This is a genomic window from Mesorhizobium sp. BR115XR7A (assembly GCF_020165315.1).
GTDB classification, from domain to species: domain Bacteria; phylum Pseudomonadota; class Alphaproteobacteria; order Rhizobiales; family Rhizobiaceae; genus Mesorhizobium; species Mesorhizobium australicum.
This window is the reverse complement of the sequence record NZ_JAIUHW010000003.1, coordinates 309,624-334,524: the sequence shown is the minus strand read 5'-3', so window position 1 is coordinate 334,524 and position 24,901 is coordinate 309,624. Positions and strand designations below refer to the sequence as shown.

General features: G+C 65.3%; 20 protein-coding genes. 13 read left to right on the top strand and 7 right to left on the bottom strand.

Annotated features, from left to right (window positions below):
- Positions 1 to 109 precede the first annotated feature (109 nt).
- The 5 genes from LB557_RS08525 to LB557_RS08505 all read right to left on the bottom strand — a co-directional run bounded on the left by LB557_RS08525 (position 110) and on the right by LB557_RS08505 (position 4,984).
- On the bottom strand, positions 110 to 1,141 hold the full coding sequence (locus tag LB557_RS08525) for a hydroxyacid dehydrogenase (RefSeq protein ID WP_224643109.1): 1,032 nt from the start codon (positions 1,139 to 1,141) through the stop codon (positions 110 to 112).
- Positions 1,142 to 1,496: 355 nt separating this feature from the next.
- Positions 1,497 to 1,703, bottom strand: a complete 207-nt coding sequence (locus LB557_RS08520; protein ID WP_041163398.1) for a hypothetical protein — start codon at positions 1,701 to 1,703, stop codon at positions 1,497 to 1,499.
- A gap of 52 nt (positions 1,704 to 1,755) precedes the next feature.
- Positions 1,756 to 1,959 carry a hypothetical protein gene (locus LB557_RS08515; protein ID WP_140617918.1) on the bottom strand — a complete coding sequence of 68 codons (204 nt, stop codon included), beginning with the start codon at positions 1,957 to 1,959 and terminating at the stop codon, positions 1,756 to 1,758.
- A 197-nt stretch (positions 1,960 to 2,156) separates the two neighbouring features.
- Positions 2,157 to 3,365, bottom strand: a complete 1,209-nt coding sequence (locus tag LB557_RS08510) for an FAD-dependent oxidoreductase (RefSeq protein ID WP_015316834.1) — start codon at positions 3,363 to 3,365, stop codon at positions 2,157 to 2,159.
- 95 nt (positions 3,366 to 3,460) lie between these two features.
- Positions 3,461 to 4,984: a formyl transferase gene (locus tag LB557_RS08505; protein WP_224643108.1), complete on the bottom strand. Its 1,524-nt coding sequence runs from the start codon at positions 4,982 to 4,984 to the stop codon at positions 3,461 to 3,463.
- A gap of 283 nt (positions 4,985 to 5,267) precedes the next feature.
- On the opposite strand from LB557_RS08505, the gene LB557_RS08500 reads away from it, so the two are divergent.
- Both LB557_RS08500 and LB557_RS08495 read left to right on the top strand, forming a co-directional pair.
- Positions 5,268 to 7,400: a GumC family protein gene (locus tag LB557_RS08500; RefSeq protein WP_140617920.1), complete on the top strand. Its 2,133-nt coding sequence runs from the start codon at positions 5,268 to 5,270 to the stop codon at positions 7,398 to 7,400.
- Position 7,401: 1 nt separating this feature from the next.
- Positions 7,402 to 8,757: a VpsF family polysaccharide biosynthesis protein gene (locus LB557_RS08495; protein ID WP_181171322.1), complete on the top strand. Its 1,356-nt coding sequence runs from the start codon at positions 7,402 to 7,404 to the stop codon at positions 8,755 to 8,757.
- Between the two features lie 42 nt (positions 8,758 to 8,799).
- Here LB557_RS08495 and LB557_RS08490 read toward each other — a convergent pair whose 3' ends face one another.
- Positions 8,800 to 10,068 (bottom strand): glycoside hydrolase family 5 protein, encoded by a 1,269-nt coding sequence (locus tag LB557_RS08490; protein WP_224643107.1) that lies wholly within the window; start codon positions 10,066 to 10,068, stop codon positions 8,800 to 8,802.
- On the bottom strand, positions 10,065 to 11,234 hold the full coding sequence (locus LB557_RS08485) for a DUF1972 domain-containing protein (RefSeq protein ID WP_224643106.1): 1,170 nt from the start codon (positions 11,232 to 11,234) through the stop codon (positions 10,065 to 10,067). Before LB557_RS08485 ends, LB557_RS08490 begins: the two co-directional genes overlap by 4 nt.
- Positions 11,235 to 11,675: 441 nt before the next feature.
- On the opposite strand from LB557_RS08485, the gene LB557_RS08480 reads away from it, so the two are divergent.
- The 11 genes from LB557_RS08480 to LB557_RS08430 all read left to right on the top strand — a co-directional run bounded on the left by LB557_RS08480 (position 11,676) and on the right by LB557_RS08430 (position 24,762).
- On the top strand, positions 11,676 to 12,845 hold the full coding sequence (locus LB557_RS08480; protein WP_083883006.1) for a glycosyltransferase family 4 protein: 1,170 nt from the start codon (positions 11,676 to 11,678) through the stop codon (positions 12,843 to 12,845).
- Positions 12,842 to 14,143, top strand: a complete 1,302-nt coding sequence (locus LB557_RS08475; RefSeq protein ID WP_015316841.1) for a hypothetical protein — start codon at positions 12,842 to 12,844, stop codon at positions 14,141 to 14,143. Before LB557_RS08480 ends, LB557_RS08475 begins: the two co-directional genes overlap by 4 nt.
- Positions 14,144 to 14,152: 9 nt before the next feature.
- Positions 14,153 to 15,373: a GNAT family N-acetyltransferase gene (locus tag LB557_RS08470; protein ID WP_140788421.1), complete on the top strand. Its 1,221-nt coding sequence runs from the start codon at positions 14,153 to 14,155 to the stop codon at positions 15,371 to 15,373.
- 34 nt (positions 15,374 to 15,407) lie between these two features.
- Positions 15,408 to 16,631, top strand: a complete 1,224-nt coding sequence (locus LB557_RS08465) for a GNAT family N-acetyltransferase (RefSeq protein WP_411970538.1) — start codon at positions 15,408 to 15,410, stop codon at positions 16,629 to 16,631.
- Positions 16,632 to 16,743: 112 nt separating this feature from the next.
- Positions 16,744 to 16,968, top strand: coding sequence for a hypothetical protein (locus LB557_RS08460; RefSeq protein WP_015316844.1), 225 nt, complete (start codon positions 16,744 to 16,746; stop codon positions 16,966 to 16,968).
- A gap of 94 nt (positions 16,969 to 17,062) precedes the next feature.
- On the top strand, positions 17,063 to 19,570 hold the full coding sequence (ligD, locus tag LB557_RS08455; RefSeq protein WP_224643104.1) for a DNA ligase D: 2,508 nt from the start codon (positions 17,063 to 17,065) through the stop codon (positions 19,568 to 19,570).
- A gap of 317 nt (positions 19,571 to 19,887) precedes the next feature.
- A complete protein-coding gene (locus tag LB557_RS08450) occupies positions 19,888 to 20,793 on the top strand; it encodes a Ku protein (protein WP_140663483.1) in 906 nt (301 codons plus the stop codon).
- Complete coding sequence (locus LB557_RS08445; RefSeq protein ID WP_224643103.1) at positions 20,790 to 21,923, top strand: tetratricopeptide repeat protein; 1,134 nt, start codon at positions 20,790 to 20,792, stop codon at positions 21,921 to 21,923. Before LB557_RS08450 ends, LB557_RS08445 begins: the two co-directional genes overlap by 4 nt.
- An 88-nt stretch (positions 21,924 to 22,011) precedes the next feature.
- The gene (locus LB557_RS08440) at positions 22,012 to 22,656 is read left to right on the top strand and encodes an alpha/beta family hydrolase (RefSeq protein ID WP_224643102.1); all 645 of its coding nucleotides are present in this window, start codon (positions 22,012 to 22,014) and stop codon (positions 22,654 to 22,656) included.
- A 5-nt stretch (positions 22,657 to 22,661) separates the two neighbouring features.
- The gene (locus tag LB557_RS08435) at positions 22,662 to 23,432 is read left to right on the top strand and encodes an exodeoxyribonuclease III (protein WP_015316849.1); all 771 of its coding nucleotides are present in this window, start codon (positions 22,662 to 22,664) and stop codon (positions 23,430 to 23,432) included.
- Positions 23,433 to 23,568: 136 nt separating this feature from the next.
- The gene (locus LB557_RS08430) at positions 23,569 to 24,762 is read left to right on the top strand and encodes a hypothetical protein (protein ID WP_015316850.1); all 1,194 of its coding nucleotides are present in this window, start codon (positions 23,569 to 23,571) and stop codon (positions 24,760 to 24,762) included.
- The last annotated feature ends 139 nt before the right edge of the window (positions 24,763 to 24,901 follow it).

Sequence of the window (24,901 nt, the reverse complement as noted above, 5' to 3'; positions counted from 1 at the left end):
ACCTCCCTGAGGTTGTTTTTTACGCCTCCGAAGGTGCATCTCAAAGGGGATTCAGCGTACGGTTTGGTACAAAACCCGCCTATGCGGTTGAGCACACCCGCGCGGTTGCTCAATTCCTGTCGGACGGCCTCGAACGCATCCTCGACACCGTCTCGCGCTCGGCGCGTTTGGAGCGCAGTGGCGGCAGGCCGCGGTCGATCAGGTCCATATCCTCCAGCACCATGTCGCCCATGCGTTTGAAGGCGATGTCGAGGGCGCCGGCGCGATGGGCGGAGCGCAGGAAGCCGGGCAGCGCGCGCACGGGATGGTCGACTGCCAGCGGCTCCTCGGGAAAGACATCGCTGGCCGCAAGGATATCGCCGCTCTTCACAGCCGCCATCAAGGCGGGGAAATCGACCACGCCGGCACGGCTGAGCAGGATGAAGGCGGCTCCCTTGCGCATCCTGCCAAAAGCATCGGCGCCCAGAAACCCCTGGTTCTCGGAGGTTACCGAGGCGACGACGAAGACGAAGTCGCTTGATGACAGCACCTCGTCCAGCGAGGCCGGCTCGACGCCGTTTTCCCTCAGGATCGACGGCGGCAGCCAGGGGTCGAACACCTTCGTGTGGGTGCGGAAGCCCGACAGCAGGCGGTTGAGGGCGCGGCCGAGATCGCCGAAGCCGATGATGCCGACATCGGCTCCCGAAAGCAGCCGCGCCGTCTGGTTGCCGCCGCCGCCCCACAGTTCCTCGCCTTTGCGGAAAGCAAGATCGGCATCGACGATGCCGCGGGCAAGGTTGAGCGCCATGGCCAGGCCGAGCTCGGCTACCGGCTCGGCGAAGACCAGGCCCGTCGTGACGACATGGATACCCCGTGCGAACAGTGTTTCGTAGGGCATGTTGTCGAGGAGGTTGCTCTCGACATTGAAGACGCAGCGCAGCGCCTTCATCGCTTCAAGCGTCCGCGGGGAGATCGGCGGCTGGCCGACGATGTAGCGGGCCTCGGCCAGCACCTGGGCCGGCAGCCGCGCCACGCCGTCGGGCGTCGTCTCGACGATGCGATAATGCGCCTTGAGGCGCGCCAGCTGCGGCGGCGTGAAGATCAGTTCGAGCGTGCGCGGCTCGGGCGCGCTGATCACCAGCGGCAAGGCGGTGTCTGACATTGGCAAGGTCCTCCCACGCGCCTTGTGGCGCTTTCTCGATCCTAAATCTATCCCGTGCCGGCGGATTTGAAAGTACGGTGGACCGATTCGCCCGGCGCGGGGCGTTTCGAACAATCACCACGGCCGTCCTGGTACGATTGACATTGGCGGCGAAGCCGGTCTTCTCTACGGTTTCCAACAAGGGGAGATGGCTGGTGAAGAAATACGAGAAGCCAACCTGGCAGAAGCGCGAACGGCTTTCGGCCGTCACTGCTCTCGCTGGACCTTCAGGGTTACCGACCTGAACGCATTCGCCTGCTGAAACAAAGGCGCGATCGACCGATCGCGCCTTTTGCCTTTGCGAACGAGCAGGCCGTCACCCACGCCGCTTCGGCGGTGCGGGCTTCTGTCGCTCGCCGCTTGGCTCGGCGGACAGCCGCTGCTTGCGAAGGCGCTCGGTCTTTGCGTCGCGGGCCTGCCGTTCGGCGTCGAGGATGAGCCGCGACTCGCGATCGGCTCTCTCAAGCTTATGCTTGTCGACCAATCGGGCCACTTTGTCCTCCGGCAGCGTGTCGCATTCCATGAAACCAACGCCGTTCGGCAAGGTTCCGTTGGGTCCGAGCTTTGAGATCGCGTCAGGATTCTGCGTGGTCCGATCGCTCGGCGCGATGACCGGTCTGCCAACTGGTGAGTTGGCGCTCGGCCTCCGATATGGTCACGCTCATCAAGCCGTCAAATTCGGCCATGGCTTCCATATGCCCATGATCAATGATGGATTTGCGAAGAATGCGCATTGCCAGAATAGCATCCTGCAACGCGCGGTCGATATTCTTGACCATGACAGGATCTCCTGCGGGAATAACCTGTCGGCAAGCCGCTTGTTCCCACCGAACGGCACTGGATCTGCTTTTTGAGCGCGATGTCGCTGTCCCGGTGAAGCGCTCCAGCGGTTTCCTTCTCCGGGAGGGGTGGAGGCAGGTTAGAGGTACGGCCCTCAGGACAGAACCACGATGACGATAGAGGGTGGAAAGCCCCCTCACGCCATGCCCGGCTCCCGCCGCATTCCCAAATGGCGCACCTTGCGGCCGATGATCATCAGCCTGCGTGCCGTGTTGTTGCGCAGGCGCCGCGCGCGCCATTCCAGCCCGGTTTCGGTGGTGATCCGCCTGGCATAGACACTCACACGCATGCCGGCCTCATCGGAGGCCAGCTTGACCGGATCGTCATAGAAAGCGGCGATCTTGTCCGCCGCCATGCCTGGCGTTTCCAGCCAGCGTGGAATGTGAACGGAATGGAGCTGATCGACGTCGATCATGACCCGCCCTATGCCGACGCCCGGCGTCGGGCATGTCGTCCAGAACGCGTCACCGATGAAGACGACCCCGTCGCGGCGATGGCCTTGCGTCGTGGTCAGGTTGATCTGCCGGACCTCGACGGGACTTGAGACAGCGAAGTTGCCGCATTGCGCCGATATTTCAGGCATCAATTCGCAAAGCATTTTCTGCGGATTGGCCCGAAAGTCCCTCGTCCATTGTTCGGCCACGGTGCGATAGACGAACATGTTGGCCCGCATCTTGTCGCCGAGAGGAAAGACGGTGATGTAGGCGACGCGGTCGCTGGCCCGCCTGCCGTAGCAGGTGACGGCCTGGTAGCCGCATTCGCGCGGCGGAATGGCGAGGTCGAAACCCATCGACAGCGAATGAGCTTTCGATTGCTCGACCCGCTCGACGCCGATGGCGCGCCGCACCGCTTCGCTGTGACCGGTGGCGACCACCAGCAGGCGAGCCGTGATGACCCTGCCGTCGTTCAGCACAAGGCGCTGCCGGTCCGGTCCGGTCGAGACCTCGGCGACCTTGCCGACCGTTATCGGCACTTGCGGGGGAAGGGCATCGCGCAGCCCGTTGATCAACGCTCCATAGGAAAATGCGTATTCGGGCCTGCGCTCACGCGCGAACAACTGGCCAAGGCGGAAGACATGAATGTCGTCAAACGGCGTGACGAGCCGCATGATCGTTTTGTCGAGGCCGAGCTTCTCGAACAGCCGTATCTGATCGGTACCGATTTTTTCGGCCCGGAACTCGTCGTGATGAACGCGGTGCGGATCGATCAGTGCCACCTTGCGGCCGGCTTTTGCCAACACGGTTGCCAGCGTGGTGCCGGCCATTCCGGCGCCAACGATCGCCACGTCGACCTCGATGGGGTCAGCGTCGGCGGGGGTGATATCGCTGCCCTTCATGCTGGTCATCTTCTGTCTCCACAATCCGTGGTGGAAAATATCTTCCGGACCATAATCAACCTCAAGCAACCAGCGCGGGTGGCCGGTAGTAACAAACGTTTAGGTTAACCACCGTCACCACTTTTCCAGCGCGGCGCGATCGCCGAGCCGTCGATGAACTCCAGGCCGCCCGCCTCGTTGAGCGTGTGCAGCTTACGCCCACTCCATAGCGCGCCGGGGGTTAAGATCGTCTCGACACGCTGCTCCATGCCGTTCAAATCAAGGTGAGTGACGCGTGCGATGCCAAGGGCGCCGCCGTAGCTCCTGCGGCAGTCCTGTACCGGACGCAGCAACTGGCCGTCGCGTTCGACCATGCGTCCGGCCGGCCGCGCCGAGGCGATGTCGATCAGCACCGGATTCCTGGGATGCGGCGTCCAGGGGCCGCGAAAGTCCGGCGCCGACCACAGATGCAGCGCGTCCGAGAAGGCGCCGCCGCCGTCCCGGGCGCTGCCTTCACCGTCCCGGACGGTGGCGAACAGCCACCACGAGCCGCCATGCTCGACCAAGGTGGCGTCGCTGGCGACGATGTCGGACAGCAGCGTCGCTTCCTTGACCCATCCGCCCGGGAAGGCCGTGGCGCGGTAGAGATCCACCGTCCGGTTGGCGCAGCTTTCGGGAACCATCCAAACCTCGCCGTCACGCTCGAAGACGAAGGGGTAGGAGAGGTGGTAGGGCAGATCGAGGACCGGCTCCGGACGGCCGATCGGCCCCGACGGACCAAACGGCACGGCGGAAATGATGGCTCGGCCCAGGCGGTGGATATAGTCCTCGACGAACAGGGTTACCTGTCCCTGATGAAGGATCGGGAACGGATCGGCGTAGAAGCGGCTGCCGTCGTCGGGCAATTCTCGCCAGCCAGAGGCCGGATGCGCGCGCAGGTCGAACAGATCCCGCCCGCCGGTCTCGCGCCAGCCGACCTTCCAGTGCGGGGCGTTGTAGCAGAGATGGTAGATCTTCTGGACGATTCGCCGCGCCAATGCCTTGCCCGCCCTGACGCCGAGCTTGCCGGCCGAGGGCAGCGACGGCGGCCCCCTGCCGTCCTCCGGCTCGGGCAGGGCGGGCAGGGCGCCCCGCGCCGCGCCCGTCACCGCCGCCAGGATCAGGCTTGCCGTGCGCGCCAGCATGTCCTGGAACGAGGCGAGCGCGATGCCGCCATATTCGGTGCCCAGGCGTCCTTCGGCGACGACGGCGCCGTTCTCCTCGATGCGGGCCCGCGGGGTCCGTCCGTCGAGCACCGATGCCAGCATGGCCGCTTCGCCGCCGGCGCCGTCATAGGTGACATGCCAGACGCGTGTTCCTTCCATTCGCACATCGCCGCAGAGGTCGAGCACGAGGTCGGGTGCGGCGGCGGGCTGCGTGTGGTAGGGTGCCAGCGCCGACAACGGCAGGCGCTTGGCCAGTCCGTCCGCGGGCAAGCCGTGGATGACCGTTTCAAGCTGGAACAGTGCCGCGACGCTGCCTGGAATGCCGCTCCCGGCTGGGCGTGCGTCGACGCTGACCGCGACCTCGGCGAGCGCGGCCAGGCGCTGCAGCAGCAGCAGGTGAAAAGCACGGAGGCAGTCGCTGTCCAGGCGCAGGCTCACCTGCATGTCGCACCCCTAGAATTCTGATGTTCGGTATTGGCCGGTGTTCGATTTTTAGGCACGATCGGTGGGCGACGGTCGGACTGGAGGAAGATGTTGCTCCATTTCCATTCGTTTCCCGCTCGCTTGCGCCCTGTCAACACGGCCCATGCCTCTGCTACGCAAACTCCGTGCCAAAAATCAGAAGAGCTCCCAACATAATTAACAGTGTTTTAACAGTTGGAGTAATAGCTAAGCTTAAGCCGCAATTTAAGCTTTTGGGGCACATGGAGTGTTGTCGGAGCGACCTTTGCAATCATCCCTGCTCTCGTTGCCGCAACAACACGCTCCAGAGGTGATGCAATATGCGCCGGAGCCACCGCCGGCCGCGTCCTATCCGTCCTCGACCGTCGAGCTGGGTGACCTGAAGCGCATTCTGGTGCGCCGCCGGTTCCTGATCCTCGCCACCGCCGCGCTGCTGACCCTCGGGGCGCTGCTCTATGGACTGTTCACGCCGGCGCTTTACAGCTCGGTGGCGGAGATCATCGTCGATCCGCAGGACCTGCAGGTGGTCACCAACGACGTCAATCCGAGCCGCGTTCCGCCTGATGGCGGCATCACCATGGTGGAAAGCCAGGTTGCCGTCGTCCAGTCGAGCGGCGTGCTGCTCAGGGCAATCGCGGCGACCAACCTGACCGAGGACCCGGAATTCAACGGGCAGGGCGGGTTGTTGAGCCGCCTGCTCGGCGGCGTGCTGGGCTCGGGCTCGGCCGAAACCGACAAGGCGGGCAAGACGCTCGATGCGCTGCGCCGGCGGCTTGCGGTCAAGCGGGCCGACAAGGTGCTGGTCCTCGACGTGATCGTTACCGCCAAGAGCGCCGACAAGGCGGCGAAGCTCGCCAATGCCATCGCGCAGGCCTACCTGGCGGATCAGGCGAGCGCGCGCGCGAAGATGGCCACGGATGCTTCCGACTCGATCACGGCGCGGCTGGACGAGCAGCGCAAGCGCGTCCAGCGGGCCGAGAATGCGGTCGAGGCCTACAGGTCGGCCAACAACATGGTCATGGCCGCCGGCAATCTGGTCAGCGACCAGGAACTGACCGAGATCAACACGCAGCTCGCCGCCGCGCAGAGCCGCACCGCGACGCTGAAGGCGCAGGTCGACCAGTTGCGCCGGTCCGGCGGCGCGCCGGACGCGACCTCGGAAGCGATGCGCTCGGCGGTGATTTCGAGCCTGCGGGCGCAGGAGGCGACACTTGTCGACCAGGTTTCGCAGCTCGGCACGGAGCTCGGGCCGCGCCATCCTTCGATGATGGCGGCCCAGCAGCAATTGCGCGACACGCGCGCGCTCATCGCGCGCGAACTCGGTCGTATCGCCGCCGCCGCCGAAACCGACTACGAGCGCGCGCTGGCCAACCAGCAGGCGCTGGAAGCGAAGGTCGCGGGCATGAAGAGCAAGTCGCTCGACACCGACCAGGCCTCGGTCAAGCTGCGCGAACTGCAACGCGATCTCGAGGCGGTGCGCTCCGTCTATGCCACCTATCTGCAACGGGCGCAGGAAACGCGCGAGCAGGTCAATGTCGACAGCACCAATGCGCGCATCATCTCCGACGCCATGCCGGCCCTGAAGAAGAGCTGGCCACCGCTGTTGCTGCTGGTGTTCGGCGCGTTCTTCGGCGGGCTGGGGCTCGGCACCGGCATGGCGCTGATCGCGGAATATTCATCGCCGACGGTGCTTTCCAGCGCGCAGATGCAATCGGCCATCGACGCGCCCGTGGTGGGCGTGCTGCCGGCAAAATCAGCGCGCCGCCGCTGGTGGCCTTTCGGCGGCGCCGCCGCGCCGGCCGGACAGAAGATGGACGCCGTCGCCGGCCTGGCGTTGAGACGCCTGTTCTCCTCCAGCCGGCGTCCGCCGAACTGGCCACTGGTACCGTCGATCCTGGTGACGTCGGCGCCAGAGGACGCCGCGCAGCGGGGCCGGGTGGCGCGCCTGCTGGCCAACGCGGCGGCTGCCAGGGGCAGCCGTGTCCTGTTCATCGACACCAACAATGCCGGCGGCAGCCAGAAGGAGCCGCAGCCAGGTCTCCTCGACGTGCTGCGCGGCGAATACGCCTTCGAAGCGCTCAGCCAATACGCGCCCGGCAGCAACGTCGCGCTTCTCGGCAAGGGTCGGCCGAAGGCTGCTTTTTCCGAGGCGCAGGGCGTCTATTTCACACAGCATATGCTGGCCCAGGCGAGCCGCAATTTCGAACTCGTCGTCGTCGATGGCGGCGCGCTGGCCGACAATCTCAACGCCTCACCGCTGGTCGCCATGGTCGACGAGATAGTGCTCGTCGCCACGCTGAACGCGACGCCGATGCGCGACGTCACGGCGGCCTCGCAAGCCATTTCGGTCATGGGGCGGTTGCCGACCGGCGCCTTGCTGGTCGACGAGGCGGCCTGACATGGCTGCCATCCGGGGCGCCGCCCGGTCCGCCACCCCGGCGGCCGGCTGGGCTGGCCAGGGTCAAGCCCCGACCGCGCCCCGCACCGGCAATTCCGTCGACTGGGTGACCGGCTACGGCCTGGTCGCGGTGGTGGCGCTGCTGTTCAGCATTTCGGGCGGCATGCTGTGGCTGGTGGGCTACAATTACGACGGCCTGACCGGCAATCCGGCGACCAAGATCCATCCTTCCACCTATCTGCTCGTGCTGATGTTTGCTTGGCGCGCCTGCACGTTCGGCAACCCGGTCGGCTATACGCTGGCCATCGCCGACAGGCGGCCTGCCAGCGCGCTGCTGGCCGTCATGTCGATCATGCTGCTGGTCGTCGTCATCGTCAGGCAGCGCCCCGGCATGGCCGGCATGATCGACACGTTCGTGGCGGCGGCGCTGCTGGTGATGATGCTGGCCGAGGCCGACGAAAAGACGTTCGCCCGCATGCAAACCGTGGTGCACGCGGTGATGACGGTCAACGCGCTGCTGGCGCTGTTCGAGTTCGCCACCAAGACGCTGGTCTTCCCCTACCGGCTCGACGGCGAGGTGTTCATGAACGACCTGCGCTCGACGGCGCTCCAGGGCCATCCTCTGTCCAACGCCACGATCACCTCGATCTATGTGCTGGCGCTGCTCTCCGGTTCGAAATCCCTGTCCATGCCGCTGCGGCTCGGGCTGATCGGCCTGCAATGCGCGGCGCTGGTGGTATTTGGCGGGCGCTCGGCGATGGTGACGACGATCGCGCTCGGCGGCATCTATCTGCTTTTCAGTGGCGTGGCTTATCTGCGGCGAGGACGCATCAGCCTGCCGGGTGCCGCCCTTGCCGTCATGCTCGCCTCGCTGCTGCCGGTCGTGGTGGTCATGCTGTTCTCCTACGGCTTCTTCGACGCGCTGCTGGAGCGCTTCGTGTCGGACAGCGGCAGCGCCAATGCCCGCGTCGAAATGTTCGAGTTGTTCAAGCATTTCGAACTGCGCGACTTGATTGTGGGGCCCGACATCGATCTCATCGAAAGCCTGCGCCGCATCAACGGCCTCGAACAGGGTATCGAGAACCCGATCATCCGCCTGCTCCTCTATCAGGGCGCCTTCTTCACCCTGCTGTTGTTTTTCGGCTTCGCGCTGTTCATGCACGAAGTGGCACGCCGCTGCCATCCCGGCATCTGGCTGCCGATGCTGGGCTGGCTGATCCTGCTCAACACCTCCGAAAGCCTGGCGTCCAAGACGACGCTGATGACCAAGTTCGTGGTGATCGCGCTGGCGCTTTACAGGCCGGTGCGGCCAGCGCGGACGGCGGGGCGTCCGGGCGCACAAGGGGTGCCGAGGTAGCGCTCTACGGCGACAAGGAACTCGGCCGCATTTGGAAGGCGGTTATTCCGGCATCCTCAACCCGAGTGCATCCACCATCGCCGGGTCGAGCGAGCGGGTTTTGTCGTCCATCATGCCCATGCCGTCGAACAGGTCCCAGAAGGCCCAGGGGAAGCCGGATGCCTCGGCGCTCTGCCTGACATCGGCGATGTAGCGGGCGCGGTCGGGATTGGGGGCGGCGACGTAGCGGGCGTCGGTGCGCAGCGCGCCGAATTCGCCCATGATGACGCGCGTCGGGGCGATGCCGTGGCTGTCGGCCCAATCGCGCGCCTGGCCGATATATTTATCGACGAACCAGCGATCTGGCCTGGCGTCGAAATAGACCTTCAGCACGCGTTCGGTTTCGGCATAGGCGGCCTGCTTGTCCGCTTCCGAGGTTTCGGTGTCCCCGGCCATGCGGGCCCTGACCGAGGCCAGCGTCCGTTCGAGCGAACCGGCGGAGGCTGGCCATGGCACGTTGTTGAGCGCGCGGTAGACGGGCTCGCGCATCCAGGGTGCGCCCTGATGGCTGAACAGATAAGGTTCGTAGAAATGGAAGGTGAACAGGATCGGCTCGAAGGCCGCCAGCGGTTCCGGATCGAGCGCGGCAAGCCCGCTCACCATCGACCCGCAGCCGCCGGTGACGACCAACGGCAACGTCTGGGATGACGCCCTGGCCGCCGTCAGGAGGGCCGCCTGGACGTTCGACCAGACATTGGAGGAGCAGGATTGCGGCGGTTCGTTGACCGGCTCCAGTGCCACCATGCCCGACGGGAACCGCTGCAGCCTGCCGGCAAGCGTGCCGACCAGCGCGCGATAGGCTTCGAATTCGGGCGCGGCGGTGCTGGAGACCATACGGTCGGGATTCCAGTAATGAGTGGCGCCGTTGGCCTGCACGTTGACGATGATGCCGAGATCCGCATCGATGACTGCCGCGACGGCATCGTCCAGCATCGCCAGCAATTTTGCGCGCGTGGCGGCATCGGCGGCCAGGAACGGGCCGGGATCGACCGGCAGGCGGACGAAGTCGAGCCCGGTCCGGCGCAGCCGGCGAAGGTCGTCCGGTGTCGGCACCGGCCGCTGCGACTGGAAGGGCGGCCAGTCATAGTCGGTGCGCGGCGCGGGAAACTCACGCGTCAGCGCGAACCAGGGCCAGGCGTTGACGCCGCGGCGAAAACGCCATTCGCCGGTGGCGGCCAGCGCGGGCGATGCGGACGAGAGTGCTGCCGTTGCGGGCACCAGCGCCGTCGACAGCGCGGTCCTCAGCAGCCGCCGTCGCGACCAGCCCGTCATACGGCGCCGGGCGAGGGACGGTCGACCGGCTGGGCTGCGGCGGCGCTCACGCCCAGAAGCCGGTAGGCTTCGGTTTCATAGGCAAGCAGGACATCGTCCCAGCGGAAAGCTTCGTTGGCGCGGGCTCTCGCGGCCGCGCCGCAGGTCCTGACCAGCGCGTCATCCTCCATCGCCTGCCGCATCCGCTCGGCGCAACTCTGCCGGTCGGTGAAATAGATGGCGGCCGCGCCGGCGGTCCATCTGTTATAGGGGTTGTCATGGGCGATCACCATGTTGCCGGCGGCCAGCGCCTCGACCAGCGACGGGTTGGTGCCGCCGACGGTGTGGCCATGCAGATAGGCGCGCGCGTGAAAACGCAGCGCCTTCACCGCCGCCTGGTCGTAGATGGCGCCGGGCAGCACCACCGAGGCGTTCGCCGCCTTGCGGACGGCGACATGGTAAGGGATATCGGGGGAAAGCGTGCCCAGGACCACCAGCTTCATGTCGCGCTTCTGGCTGCAGAAGGCTTCGACCATGGGCAGAATGTTGTTGTCGGGCTCGATGCGCGCGATCGAGATCAGGTAGTTGCCAGGCTCAAGGCCGAGCGCGCGCACCGGCGCCTCCGGGGCCGATGTCACCGGGTCGGCGCCATAGGTGATGGTGGCGATGGCGCTGCGCGGCCGGCGCGTCGCCAGGTGATCCGCGATCACCGGATGGTCGGCGACCAGGCGGTGCGAGGCCCAGGCGCCGATCCATTCGTTTAGCCAGAACCATGTGCGCGCAGCCATACCCCATTTTGGCCGGCGCCACTCGATGCCGTCCATGTTGGTGATGATCTTGCGCCGCATCAGCCTCAGCCAGGTCAGGAAGACCGCGCCATTATAGCCGAGCACCAGGCAGATGCCGGGCCGCCGGGCGGCGTCGAGCACGCATTGCCAGTCGAATTCCAGCGTCGCGCGGGGACCTTTCGAGGCGACCTGGACATGGATGAGATCGATGCCGTTCCAGGTGTCGACACGCACCCTTTGGTCGACCCGCTCGACCTCCTCCTGGCAATAGACGCCAACCTTCCAGCCGCGCCCGGCAAGAAACAGCGCCAGCCTCTCGGCGAAGGTTTCAAAGCCACCATGGGCCGCTGGAATGCCGCGCGTCCCGAGGATCAGGATGGTGGGCATTTCAGGTTTCATGGCTGCTGGCGCTTTCAAGTCCGCTCGATTCCGCAATGCGCGGCCGTCCCTCTGGAAACCACAGCCCAGCGAATATCCGTGCCAGACTCAGTTCCAGCCATCATCGCACCGGGGTGTAAAATATTTCTTCCAGCGGCCGGAGTTGTTTCACTATCGGTCAACTATCCCAGCGTATGTGTATCGAAACAAGGCAATGCCGCGACCGGGCGACCTGCAGACGAAGAAATCAGGGCCGGCATGATCCTTGCTCATGGACTTCTGTGCGCCACACCGGCGGAGGACGTGCAGCATTTGGTATGGTGATCCGGGTTCTACATCCGCTCGTCACCATGCCGGCAACAAGTGAAGTCCAAAGGGGTGTTGGGCTTGAAGTCTCCAGTCGCCTGTTCTGTCAGGCGGCGGGATCGTCAAACTACCCCTGGCAGAAAGATGCATGGGAATATGCGGATTGCATGCGTCCATCAGGGCTATGAACTCTATGGTTCCGATCGCAGCTTCGCGGAGAGCGTCGCCGCGTTGCGCGCCGCGTTTCCTTCAGCCGATATCGAGGTCGTCCTGCCGCGCAGCGGACCGATCGTGCGGATCCTCGAACCGCATGCGACCCGGATCGTCTTCGAGCCGCTCTGGGTGCTGAGGCGCCAGGCGATTGCGCGCCTTGCCACCATCGAGATGGCGCGGCTGCCGGTCGCGGTGCTGAGGGCCTGGCGGCGGCTCCGGGATTGCGATCTCACCTATGTCAACACCTCGATCGTGGCCGACTATGCGCTTGCCGCGCGCCTGCTGCCGCACAAGGCCGTGCTGCACATCCACGAAATTCCCGAAGGCGCCATGCGCAGGATCCTAGTCGGCCTGATGCACTGGAGCCATGCCGATCTCATCTTCAACTCGCGCGCCACACGCGCCGCGTTCGGCGAGCCCAGATACGCGCGCTCCCATGTGGTCTATAACGGCGTTGCCGGCCCGGCCGCGGCCGAAGCGACGACCTATGACGGCAAGCGGCCGCTCAAGGTGCTGCTGCTTGGCCGCATCAACAGGATCAAGGGCCAGGAAGTGCTTTTGGAGGCGATCGCCTCGTTGCCGGCGGAACTCAAGTCGAGGATCGAGGTGCGGCTGGTCGGCGGCGCCTTCGAAAGTACCGAGCGCGAACGCGCGCTCGCCGAACTGGTCGGCAGCATGGGGCTCGGCGGACGCGTCAGCGTGCTGCCCTTCATCCCCGATCCCTCCGAGCATTATCGCTGGGCCGATATCGTCACCGTGCCCTCGCGGCGTCCCGAATCGCTCGGCCGCGTCGCCATCGAGGCGATGGCCTACGGCCGGCCGCCGCTGGTGTCGGCGATCGGCGGGCTGGTCGAGGTGGTGAGCGACGGTGAGACCGGCTGGCATGTTCCGCCCGGCGATGCCGCCGCCCTTGCAGCCAAACTCGAGGAGATCATCCTGCGGCCCGAGGCCTGGCGCTCCTTTGTCGCTGCCGGGCGGGCGCGCTACGAGGCGGTCTTCAGCGAACCGGTCGCGGCGGCGGCGATCGCGGCGATAGCCGCCGACAAGCTGAAGACAGCCATCGCCAGGCCGGGGCGGACGGCAACCACCCGCCAGGCGGAGACACGGCCGTGAAACTTCCTGGCCATCTGGTGCGGCGTCTCGTGCTGATGATCGGCGGCGAGGCGATGCAGAGCGGCTTCCACTTCGCCCTCAACATCGCGCTGCTGCATATGCTTTCGGCGCAAGGCTACGGCCTCTTTGCCATCGGCATGGTGATGGGCGGCGTCGGCCTGTCCTACATCAGGTCGCTCACCGCCGTTCCGGCCTCGATATGGATGGGCAAGAGCACCAACAGCGCCGGCGTCGATGCCTATGACGTTGCCTTCGGGACGGCGGCGCTGGTTGTTGCCTTGCTGATGGCCGTCGGCACGGCGATCGTGATGCGTCTCTTGGGCGACCCCAGCGGAATTGCCGCGGGCTGTTTCGTCGGCGCATGGTCGCTGCGCAGCCACATGCGCACGGCCTTCTTCGCGCGCCGCCAGCAGGTGATCGTTTCCGTCAGCGATGCCGCCTTCACGATCGCCGGCACGGTCATGGCCGGCCTGGCGATCTGGCTGGCCAAGGACGCGCTGCAGACCGTGTTCTATGCGCTCGCGGCGGCCAATGTGTTTGGCATCTTCGTCCTGGTCAGGCTGGCGCGCCGCACGATGCGCATCAGCTTCCGCATGCCGACACGGCGGCGCTATGCGAGGCTGTGGTCCCAGCTCTGCTGGTCGGCATTCAGCGCCACCACCACCAACATCCAGGGGCAATGCCTGGCGCTGCTGGTCGCGGGGATTGCCGGGCCGGCCGCCTATGCGCCGCTGGCGGCGGTGCTGGTGCTGTTCGCGCCGCTGCGCATCAGCAGTCTTGCCTTCGTGAACATGACGCAGCCCGAACTCGCCAAGCTGATGCGCAACAACGAAACGCGCCGTGTCTGGGCGCAGGCAAAGCTGTGGGCCGTTGTCATGGGCCTTGGCGCGGTTGTCTATGGATGCGCCATCCTGTTCGTCCTGCCGATGATAAAGTCCCAGGCTCTCCAGGACGCGTCGGTGGGATTCATCGGGTTTTTCGTGATCGCGAATTTCGTTCCGATCATGCTCTACATCATGCCCCGCATCGTGCTCGAGATAATGGGTGACTTCCGCATCGTCGCCTTCATCACCCTGGGCGGCGCCATCGTCGGGCTGGCGTTGATCGCCATCCTGCTGTCGATCGCCTCCCCGCCATGGGCGCTGCTGGGTTCGGCGGTGTCCGAGATCTTCGTGCTCGTGGCATCATGGTATTTCGTGCATCACCGCATGTGGAACATCGAACACCCGGACCAGCAGCGCGACAGCCGCCTGGGCTCCTGGCGACGGGCGGTTTCGTTCGCCGCGGTCAAGCGATAGGAGAAGGATGTGACAGGCCACGCAGTGCAAATTGCCGCGATGACCGACTTGCCTGGCGGGCAGGTCTCGCATCCCACCTCCGTCGCGGCGAACGACGCCTATACGGCAAAACTGCACACCAGCCTCGAGGCGGTCAGGCCACTCTGGCTGCGCCTCCAGGAAAGCGGTGTGTGCACCGGCCACCAGAATTACGCCTGGGCGGAAGGGATCGCCACGCGGCTGCTGCCGGAAGGCGCCGAACTCCTCATCGTCGAGGTGGGCGACGCCACGACTGGCGAACCCAGGATGCTGGTGCCGCTGATGCGGCGCAGGGCCTTCCAGCATTGGGTGGTCGAATGGTTGAGCTGCGGCGTCTGCGACTATTCGGCACCGCTGCTGGCCGATGCCAGCCCGTGGACGCGACAATCCGCGCAGGCTGCGTGGGCGGCGGTGCGCTCGGCGCTGCCGCCGGCGGACCGCGTCCACATCGTGGGGATTCCGCGACAGATCCAGGGCGTCGCCAATCCGCTGGCCTTGCTGTCGGCCACGCGCGATTCCATCCAGACCACTTTCGGCCTCGCCATCGACGGCGATCCCGAAACAGTGCTTAAGCGTCTCTGCAGGCCATCCTTCGTCAAGGAATTCGGCAAGGACTGGCGCCGCCTCGAACGGCTTGGCAGCGTGGAACTGGTCGAGGCCGGGGCGCCGGCCGAGGTTGACCGTATCTTCGGCGAACTGGTGCGGATGCGGCTCGACCGCTTTCGCGAGCTTGGTCGCTTCGATCTGCTGACCCAGGAGAACATCGTCGAATTTTACCGGAACGCGGCTGTTCAGGGCCTGTTGGATGGTTCGGTGCGGCTTTTCGGGCTGCTCGTCGGCGAGGCTCTGATCGCGGTTCAATATCTGCTCGTGCATCAAGGGACTGTTCATGCTCTGCTGATAGCAATGGACCAGGGCGTCGTGCCCAATGTCTCGCCGGGGCTTGCAATCATGGGCAGGTTGATCGGCTGGGCGCGCGAACGAGGCTTTGGATATTTCGACCTGTCGGTCGGCAACCAGAGCTACAAGGAACATATGGGCGCCAAGGGTTCGGTATTGGTCGAACTCTGCCATGGGTTCACGATGCGGGGCAGTGTGGCGACCACCGCCATCGAGTTCCGCAGGCGGGTCGAGGCTTTCGTACGCTCCAGCCCAAGGCTGCTCAACGCGGTCCAGGGAACAATGCGGGGTTTTCGGCGCTTGCGTGGATAATGCCCATGCGCCCCAGAACGAATGGGAGAGGCATGTGGCAAGCCAGGCAGTGCGGTTGGTCGCGACAGCGGATGCACCGGTTCAACCGATTTCGCCGGTTAGAGCAGGCATGGGCGCCACCGCGCACTATACGGCGCGGCTGCACACCAGCTTCGACACCGTAAGGCAGCTCTGGCAGCGTCTTGAGGAGACCGGTTTGTGCACCGGCCACCAGGGCCTTGCCTGGGTGGAAGGGATCGCCGGGCGGCTGATGCCCAAAAGCGCCGCGCTGCTCGTCGTCGAGGTCAATGATGCCGCCACGGGCGCGCATGTCATGCTGCTGCCGCTGATGCGGCGCCGGGCGCTCGGCCACTCCGTGATCGAATGGCTGAGCTGCGGCGTGTGCGATTATTCGGCGCCGCTGCTGGCCGATGCCAGGCCTTGGACCAGGCAAAACGCCGACGCCGCCTGGGCCGCGGTCCGCGCCGTGCTGCCGCCGGCCGACCGCATCCATATTGCGGGGATTCCGCGGGAAATCCACGGCGTGGCCAATCCGCTGGCGCTGCTTTCGGCGGCGCGCGACTCCATTCAGATCGCCTCGGGTCTGGTCATGGATGGCGAGCCGGAGACGCTGGTCAAGCGTATCTGCAAATCCTCCTTCACCAAGAATTTCAACAAGCACTGCCGCCGCTTCGAACAACTCGGAGGCCTCGCACTGGTCGAAGCCGAGACGCCTGAGATGATCGAGGAGCAGTTCGGCAGGCTGCTCGACCTCAGGCTCAACCGCTTTCGCGAACTCGGGCGCTTCGACCTTTTGACGCAGGCGCCGATCGTGGAGTTCTACCGCAACGCCGCCCTGCAGGGGCTTTCCGACGGCTCGGTGCGGCTGTTCGGGCTGCGCGTCGGCCAGGCCTATCTCGCTGTCATGTACGTGCTGGTCATGAAGGGCACCTTGCACGCCCTGCTGCTCGGGATCGACCAGGACGCGGTGGCCAACGTCGCGCCGGGCCTGACGATGATCGGCAAGCTGATGGTGTGGGCACGGGCGCAAGGGCTCGGCTATTTCGACCTCTCGGTCGGCGGACAGGGATACAAGCAGCATATCGGCGCCTCGAACTCGGTGCTGGCCGAACTGTGCGAGGCGATGACGCTGAAGGGCAGGGGCTCGACCGCCTATATCAGGCTGCGCTGCAAGGCCGAGCTGTTCGTGCGCTCGAAGCCGCGGCTTTACAAGGCCGTGCAGGGCGTGATGCGCCGTTTGCGGCGGTTGAAGACCTGAAGGACGCCGCCCGCGAAATTGACAGGCGCGCGCGTCTCCGCCATCCTTGGGGCCAGTCGCCAGGCGGCCAAGAGCGGCCGAGTTCCGTGTCAGGCGACCGAGGGCGAAGCGCATGTCCACTGCCGTGAACGGCCAGAACTCCAAGCGCGCCGCGGTGCGCAAGGCACTTGACCGCCACAAGGTCTACGTCACCGCGCAGCGTTTCTCAGGCGGCACCTACAGTGCGCGCGTGCTGGTCGACGGCGAGGCCTACTGGGTGGATGAGTTCCGGCTGAGCCAGTTGCAGCAGGGTTTGTCGCCGGCCGAGCTGGAGCTGACGCCGGCGACGGACGACTGAGACCACATGATAAATCGCGAGCGGTGCCAGGGTAGCGCCCCACGGCGCGAAGGAACAAGGCGGTTGTTGGTTTCCGCCAGGCTCGGCTTTTGACATGCCGCCCGCCAAGCTCGGATCCTATCGCGCCAAGCGCGAATTCTCGAAGACGCCGGAGCCGGCCGGCGGGCTGATGACGGGGGACGGCAACCGCTTCGTCATCCATAAGCATCACGCCACGGCGGACCACTACGATCTGCGCCTGCAGGTCGGCGATGTCTTGAAAAGCTGGGCGGTGCCGCGCGGGCCCTCGCTCAACCCAGCCGACAAAAGGCTGGCGGTGGAGACCGAGGACCATCCGCTCGAATACATCGATTTCGAGGGCGTCATTCCCGAAGGCGAATATGGCGGCGGGCCGATGATCGTCTGGGACACCGGCAGCTGGGCGCCGATGGACGATGTCGACAAAAGCCTGCGCACCGGCGCCTTCAAGTTCCGGCTGGCCGGCGAAAAGCTCAATGGCGGCTGGATGTTGACCCGGCTGAAGCCAAAGCCCGGCGAAGACGAGAACAAGGAGAACTGGCTGCTGTTCAAGGAGCGCGACCTCGCCGCCGACACGGGGCTGAATATCCTCGAAGCGCGGCCGGAAAGCGTGAAATCCGGCTTGCGCATCGAGGAGCTGGCAGCGCCACCTAAGCCGGCCGCGAAGTCCGCGCCAAAGCCCGGTTCGCTGAAGCCGGGCGACCTGCCGGGCGCGGCCAAGGCGCCAGCGCTGAGCCGCATCGAGCCGCAACTGGCGAGCCAGGTGCCGAAGCCGCCGGGCGGCGAAGGCCTTGCCGAGAATACGAACGAGCTCTGGCTGCACGAGATCAAATTCGACGGCTACCGCACCATGGCGCATATCTCCGACGGGCAGGTGCGGCTGATCACGCGCGGTGGCATCGACTGGACGAGACGCTATGGCGACTTGCCACATGCGTTCGCCAAGCTGCCGTGCCGCGAGACGATCATCGACGGTGAGATCGTCGTGCTCGATGCCAAGGGCATTTCCCGCTTTGCGCTGTTGCAGGACGCGCTGGCAGCGGGCGCCGGCAGCAAGCTGCATTTCTACGCCTTCGACCTGTTGCATCTCGAGGGCTGGGACCTGATGAAGGTGCCGCTCATCCGGCGCAAGGCGCTGTTGGCCGAACTGCTTGGCGGGCTTGGCGCCAACTCCGCGATCCAGTTCTCCGACCATGTCGAGGGTTCCGGGCAAGCGCTTTACGACCAGGTGACGGAACTCGGCCTGGAGGGCGTGGTCTCCAAGCGCGCCACCGCGATCTATCAGAGCGGCCGCACCAAGAGCTGGACCAAGACCAAGGCACTCGAAAAGGACGATTTCGTCATCGCCGGCTACACCATTTCGGACGCGGCCGAGGGGCTGGCCGCGCTCGGCATGGCCGAGTGGGTGGACGGCGAACTGCACTATCGCGGCAAGGTCGGCACCGGCTTCGATGCCGGGACCGCGGCCGACCTGCTGGCCCGGCTTGGGCCGCTCACATCCGGCGCCACGCCGCCGGAAGGCGTGCCGCGCGAAATCATGCGCGAGATGCATTGGGTCAAGCCGCTGTTTTCGGCGCGCATCCACTACGCCAATCGAACCGCGGACAATTCGTTGCGCCACGGTGTGTTCCGGGGCCTCAGGGATGTCGGCCTGTCGACGCCGGTCTCCTCGACGCGCAAGCGCCTGATCGCCGAAGCCGATCTCGCCACCATCTGGGTGACAAACCCGACGCGGCGGCTGTTCGGCAAGACCGGCCCGACCAAGCTCGACATCGCCGTCTATTACGCGCTGGTCGGCGACTTCATGCTGCCGCACATCCTTGGCCGCCCGGTGTCGCTGGTGCGCTGCCCGACCGGCCTGCCCAAGGACTGCTTCTTCCAGCGTCATGCGTTCACCGGCATGCCGCCTTCGGTGGTGACATTCCAGGCGACCAATTCCGAGGGCGAGACCAAGTCCTATCTCTCGGTCGAGGGCGCGAAAGGATACCTGGCGCTGGCGCAGTTCGGCGTCGTCGAGTTCCACACCTGGGGCACGCATCGCTCGAGCCTCGACAAGCCCGACCAGATCGTCCTCGACCTCGACCCGGGCGAGGGGATTTCCTGGCGCGAGGTGGTGGAGGCCGCCGTGCACATCAAGGGCGAGCTGGAGGGGCTTGGCCTGGTGCCGTTCGCAAAAACCTCCGGCGGCAGCGGTATCCACATCACCGTGCCGGTGACGCAAAAGCAGAACTGGAAGAAGCTGCATCAGGCAACCAGCGCCATATCAACGCATCTAGCGGCCACCGCGCCCGACACCTTCACCACCACAATGGGCAAGGAAAACCGCAAGCGGCGCATCTTCATCGACTATCACCGCAACGCGCGCGGCCACACCTCGGCCGCGCCCTATTCGCTGCGCGCCCGAACCAACCTGCCGGCCTCGACACCGGTGAGCTGGGCCGATCTGGAGGCGATCGATGCACCGCAGGATTTAAATTATGCGTCGCTGCCGGGGTTGCTGGAGACGTCGGGCGATCCGTGGGCTGAGATCGACGACTTCGCCAGGGATTTGCCGGTGGTCTCGGGAAAGGTAAACGGGCTTTGAGGCGCCCTTCGACGACCAGGGCTCCTGAACTTCGTCATCCTAGGGCGAAGCAGGAGCGAAGCTCCGTCGCGAAGACCCTAGGATGACGAAGCGTGGAGCGTTCGCGGTGGTCGCCGGCGTGTCGGCTCAAACGCCATCGACGCTTTCGACAATTTGAATTATCTTGTCGCCGGTCCTCTCGCAGCCCCGGCGGGAAGATTTCGTCAGGGATTTGTCGGTATTGTGCGGGGTCGGTGTAGGATTTGCGCAGCCTTGTTCGTCCTTCGGACGAAGCGCTGCGAAGTAACAGTCAGTGCATGGCCGCGTAGGAGTTCATCATGGCGCCCAGGGCAAGTTGGAAGGGTTACCTCAAACTCAGTCTCGTCAGCTGTCCGGTGCGGCTATATCCCGCCACCAGCGCCAGCGAGCGCATCTCGTTCAACCAGCTGCACAAGAAGACCCACAACCGCATCAACATGAAGCCGGTCGACCCTGAACTGGGGCTCGTCGAGCGGGCGGATCTGGTCAAGGGCTACGAGTACGAGGACAAGCAGTACATCATCATTGACGATACCGACCTCGACGCGGTGCGCATCGAATCCAACCACACGATGAACATCGAGGCCTTCGTCGATGAGGACGAGGTCGACGTCATCTATCAGGACGCGCCCTATTACATGGCGCCGGACGGGGCGATGGCGGAAGAGACTTTCGCCGTGCTGCGCGAAGCGATGCGCAAATCCGGCAAGCTCGCCATCGCCAGGCTGGTGCTGTCCAGCCGCGAGCGCGTGGTGACGATCGGCGCGCGCGAGAACGGGATGTTCGTGTGCACGTTGAGGAACCCGAACGAAGTGCGTGGCACGGCTGAATATTTCGGCAACATTCCAGCCGGCAAGCCTGACCCGGAAATGCTGCAGCTTGCCGAAGCGCTGATCAAGCAGAAGGAAACCACCTTCGATCCGAAGAATTACGAGGACCGCTACGAGGTCGCGCTGATGACGATGATCCGCGAGAAGCTGAAGGGCCACAAGCCGATCATCGCGGCGGCACCGGAGCGCGGCAACGTCATCAACCTGATGGATGCGCTGAAGGCCAGCCTGTCTCAGTCGAAGCCGCCGGCCAAGTCGAAGAGCAAGGCCGACGAGCCCGCCAAGCCCGCCGCGAAGAAGGCGGCCGCGGGTGGTGCGCCTGAAAATCCGCTCAAGGCCAACCTGCTCAAGGCGGTCGGCAAGAGCAAGAAATGACGGCTCCGGCCGTTCCGGGCGCTGTCTTCGGCACGATCGGCGCACTGGCGGCGTTTCCGCTCAGGCTTGCCGCACGCGAGGTGGAGCGCCAGCACGGCCAGCTCAGGCGCGGCGTCACCCGCCGCACCACGCATGTCGTGTTCGGACGCGCATTGTTGGTCAAGGCGGGACTGACCAAGGCCGGACTCACCAAAAATAGCGATAGCGAGATCGAACGTCGCGTTGGCGCCGAGCGCGCGGCCGGGCGCATTCTCATGAGCGAGAACGGTTTCCTGCGGCTGCTCGGGCTGATGAAGGCGCCCGAGGCCTCTTCGCTGTCGCGCCAATCGCTGATCGACCAGTCAAGGCTGTCCGGCGCCGATCTCGACAGGCTCAGCCTGTTCGACGCCTTCGAGCATGATGGCGAGCCCTATTCCTTCCGCGACCTGATCCTGGCGCGCAAATATGCGGGGCTGATCGCCGGGGGCGCGACATGGGGCGCGATCGCGCGCTCCGTCCACCGCTCTGGCCCGGTGGCTTCGCTGACCGCCAAGTCGCTCAATGTCGGCTCGCAGCACGGCCGCCCCGACGCCATCTACCTCGAAGGCGGCCAGAGCGAGCTCGACGGGCAGCTGCTGTTCGATCTCGGTGCCGCGGCACAAGGCGACGACACGCTGGAAGACTTGTTCGCCGAGGCGGAAGCCGCCGAGGAGGGCGGGGACCATGACGGGGCCGCCGCACTCTATCAGCGCTGCCTCGCCATCGATCCCACCGACGCCATCGCCGCCTTCAACCGCGCCAACTGTTTGCGCGGGTCCGGGCGCGTGGCGGAAGCCGCGCATGATTATGCCAGGGCGATCAAGCTCGATCCGGCCTTCGTCGAAGCCTGGTTCAACTTGGCCGGGCTGATGAGCGAGCAAGGGCGCGACGCTTCGGCGCGAAGGCATTTGCAGAAGGCGATCGCGCTCGACAAGACTTATGCCGACCCGGTGTTCAATCTGGCGCGGCTGGAGTTTGACGCCGGCAATCTGCTCGAGGCGCGGCGGCTGTGGATGCGGTACCTCGAGCTCGACGCGGTCTCGGAATGGGCAGGGGTGGCTGCCAGGGGTGTGCGGTTCGTGGACATGCAGCTGGCGAAGTCGGTGGGGTGACAATGGTTGGCGAAGGCCGCGATGACAGCCGATCGCCCCCTTCCTGGGGGGAGCTCGGCAGCTTCGCCGTCGCGCGGGGTGTCACATCATGACCAGCTTCCTCTTCGACGGCCACGACACCGCTCCCGTCACCATCCTGCTTGCCCATGGCGCCGGCGCTTCAATGGACTCTCCTTCCATGACAGCCACCGCAAAGGCGCTGGCCGCCGCTGGCTTCCAGGTCGTGCGCTTCGAGTTCCACTATATGGCCGCGCGCCGCTACGGCCAGCGCAAGCCGCCACCGCGTGCCGAAACGGTGAACCCGGAATACATCAACGCGATCGCCGACCTCAGGGCGAAGGGCGTGACGGGCAAGCTCATCATCGGCGGCAAGTCGATGGGCGGGCGGGTCGCGTCGATGATCGCCGACGAGATGTTTTCCAAGGGCGAAATATTAGGACTGGTCTGCCTCGGCTATCCCTTCCATCCGCCTGGCAAGCCCGAGCAATTGCGGACAAAACATCTCGCCGGGCTGAAGACGCCGACGCTGATCTTCCAAGGCACACGCGACGAGTTCGGCACCAAGGACGAGGTCGCGACCTACAACCTTTCCGATGCCATCGAAGTGATCTGGCTGGAGGACGGCGACCATGATTTGAAGCCGCGCAAGAGTATTTCGGGTTTCTCTACCGCGGATCATCTGACGACGCTGGCGGAGACGGTGAAGGCTTGGATGGGCAGGATCGCGCCCTGATCCCAATGAAGATCGCCAGCTTCAACATCAACAACATCAACAGCAGGCTGGACAACCTGCTGTCGTGGCTCGGCTCCGCAAAACCCGATGTGGTCTGCCTGCAGGAACTGAAGGCGCGCGACACGCAGTTTCCGCGTACCGCGCTTGCCGATGCCGGCTATGGCGCGGTGTGGAAAGGCGAGCCGACCTGGAACGGCGTCGCCATACTCGCGCGCGGTGCCGAGCCGGTGCTGACCCGCGATGTGTTGCCCGGCGACGATGCCGACCGGCAGAGCCGCTACATCGAGGCGGCGGTGAACGGCATCGTCATCGCCTGCCTTTATGCACCGAACGGCAACCCGCGGCCGGGACCGAAATTCACCTACAAGCTCGCCTGGCACGCAAGGCTGGAAGCGCATGCCGAACAACTCATCGACACCGGCCTGCCCGTGGTGCTGGCCGGCGACTACAACATCGTGCCCGAGCCGCGCGACATCTACGCCACACGCTCCTATGACGACAACGCGCTGGTGCAGCCGGAAAGCCGCGCCGCCTTCGCCGCGCTGCTCGAACAAGGCTGGACCGATGCGTTGCGCAAGAAATACCCGAAGGAAACGCTCTACACCTTCTGGGATTACCGCCGGAACCGCTGGCCACGCAACGCGGGCCTGCGGCTCGACCACATCCTGTTGTCGAAGACGCTGGTGCGCAAGCTCAGGGCCGCCGGCATCGATCGTGACGTGCGCGGGCAAGATGGCGCCAGCGACCACGCGCCGGTCTGGGTGGAATTGGGGTGAGGGATTTCACGTCCGTCAGCGGCGCACGCACCCTTTTCCGCGGGTTGTCTCTCGCGCTAAGCTGGACAGGATCGGCGGGGATAGTTGATGCATTGCATTTGTGACAATGGCGAGCGGCTACCGAAGCCGGTCTGCCATGAGTGACCTCGCTCTTGTCGGCCTGCTTGTGGCGGCGCTCGCGATCATTGCCGCCGCGGTTGCCGCCATTCAGCTGTTGCGCAAGGCGCGCCTGCGCCGTCGGGCGCTGCGCCGGGCCAATCCTGCCAACGACTACGCCGTGCGCACCGACTGGAGCCGCAGCACCGGCACCGTCAACTACTCGTCCTTCGTCTATTTCGACGTCGACCGCGACGGCAGCTACGGCGTGGCCGACCGGCCCATGGCCGGCATCATGGTGCGGCTGTTCGACGGGCAGGGTGGCTTTGTCGCGTCCTCGAGGACGAACAATGGCGGTTATGCCAATTTCGCCATGTCGACATCTGCGCTGACGGCTGCGATCCGCGTGCCGGCCGCCTACCGGTTCTCCGTTTCAGTGCCGCCGGGCTGGCGCTCGCCAAGCGCCAACGACACGCAGTCGATAGAGTTCCGGCTGGCACCCGGCTCGCCCGCCGGGCTGATATCGCAGGACCTGCCGCGGCCGGTCGGGCTGGCACCGGTGCGCAGCCTGGCCGGCAGGATGGCGGCAGGCGGTAGCGCGACCCTGTCGGTGATGGCGCGGGGGCAGGTGACGGAGAGCCGGACGCTGGCGCCGGCTTCGGCCTTCCGGTTCGAGCTTGCCGACGACGCCGACACTGTGGTGATCACCGGCGGCGGGCTCGACCGCCGGCTGGTGCTGTCGCCTTACCCCACCGATCTCGGGTTGCTTTCGCCCCGGGCGCCGGTGGATGAGGCGGCGGCGCGCACAATCGGCTTCGACGACGTCACCGGGCGCGGCTTCCGCAAGATCCCATGCGGCCACGCCGGGCTCGACTGGCGCAACCTGAACGCCATGGCGAATGACCACACCAAGGACAGCGAGGGCTATGTCAACGGCAATGTTTCAGGCGACCACGTGGCATACACCAGCAGCGGCTATCCGGCCGAGTTCAGCCGCGAGACGCCATTTGTCTTCCACTCGGTGCTGCTCAGCGCTGCCTGGCTGAAGGCGGAGGGGGAAACGGCGCTGATCGAAAGCTGGTCGGGCGACCGGTTGGTCGCCAGCGATGAAATGGTGCTGTCGGCGCTCACGCCGCTGCGCTACGCCCCGATGCTCAGGGAGATCACCCGTGTCCGCCTTTCGACGAAACACCACTGGCAAATGGTTGTAGACGACCTGGTTCTGACCAGCTGATTACTTCGTGATCGAGATCACAATCGGCCCGTTGGTCGCGGCTGTGATCAATTTCAGATTGCCCTTCCTGATCAAAACGGGCCGTTCATAAATCTTCTTCATGATGCAAGCTCTCCACTATATCCCGGGCGGAGTGTGT

Bases quoted from the DNA above. Each gene is read 5' to 3' on its own strand.
- LB557_RS08450 (WP_140663483.1), top strand. From the start codon at position 19,888: ATGGCGCCCAGGGCAAGTTGGAAGGGTTACCTCAAACTCAGTCTCGTC.
- LB557_RS08485 (WP_224643106.1), bottom strand. From the start codon at position 11,234: ATGAAACCTGAAATGCCCACCATCCTGATCCTCGGGACGCGCGGCATT.
- LB557_RS08460 (WP_015316844.1), top strand. From the start codon at position 16,744: ATGTCCACTGCCGTGAACGGCCAGAACTCCAAGCGCGCCGCGGTGCGC.
- LB557_RS08440 (WP_224643102.1), top strand. From the start codon at position 22,012: ATGACCAGCTTCCTCTTCGACGGCCACGACACCGCTCCCGTCACCATC.
- ligD (WP_224643104.1), top strand. From the start codon at position 17,063: ATGCCGCCCGCCAAGCTCGGATCCTATCGCGCCAAGCGCGAATTCTCG.
- LB557_RS08515 (WP_140617918.1), bottom strand. From the start codon at position 1,959: ATGGTCAAGAATATCGACCGCGCGTTGCAGGATGCTATTCTGGCAATG.
- LB557_RS08520 (WP_041163398.1), bottom strand. From the start codon at position 1,703: ATGGAATGCGACACGCTGCCGGAGGACAAAGTGGCCCGATTGGTCGAC.
- LB557_RS08430 (WP_015316850.1), top strand. From the start codon at position 23,569: ATGAGTGACCTCGCTCTTGTCGGCCTGCTTGTGGCGGCGCTCGCGATC.
- LB557_RS08480 (WP_083883006.1), top strand. From the start codon at position 11,676: ATGCGGATTGCATGCGTCCATCAGGGCTATGAACTCTATGGTTCCGAT.
- LB557_RS08495 (WP_181171322.1), top strand. From the start codon at position 7,402: ATGGCTGCCATCCGGGGCGCCGCCCGGTCCGCCACCCCGGCGGCCGGC.
- LB557_RS08510 (WP_015316834.1), bottom strand. From the start codon at position 3,365: ATGACCAGCATGAAGGGCAGCGATATCACCCCCGCCGACGCTGACCCC.
- LB557_RS08445 (WP_224643103.1), top strand. From the start codon at position 20,790: ATGACGGCTCCGGCCGTTCCGGGCGCTGTCTTCGGCACGATCGGCGCA.
- LB557_RS08505 (WP_224643108.1), bottom strand. From the start codon at position 4,984: ATGCAGGTGAGCCTGCGCCTGGACAGCGACTGCCTCCGTGCTTTTCAC.
- LB557_RS08525 (WP_224643109.1), bottom strand. From the start codon at position 1,141: ATGTCAGACACCGCCTTGCCGCTGGTGATCAGCGCGCCCGAGCCGCGC.
- LB557_RS08435 (WP_015316849.1), top strand. From the start codon at position 22,662: ATGAAGATCGCCAGCTTCAACATCAACAACATCAACAGCAGGCTGGAC.
- LB557_RS08490 (WP_224643107.1), bottom strand. From the start codon at position 10,068: ATGACGGGCTGGTCGCGACGGCGGCTGCTGAGGACCGCGCTGTCGACG.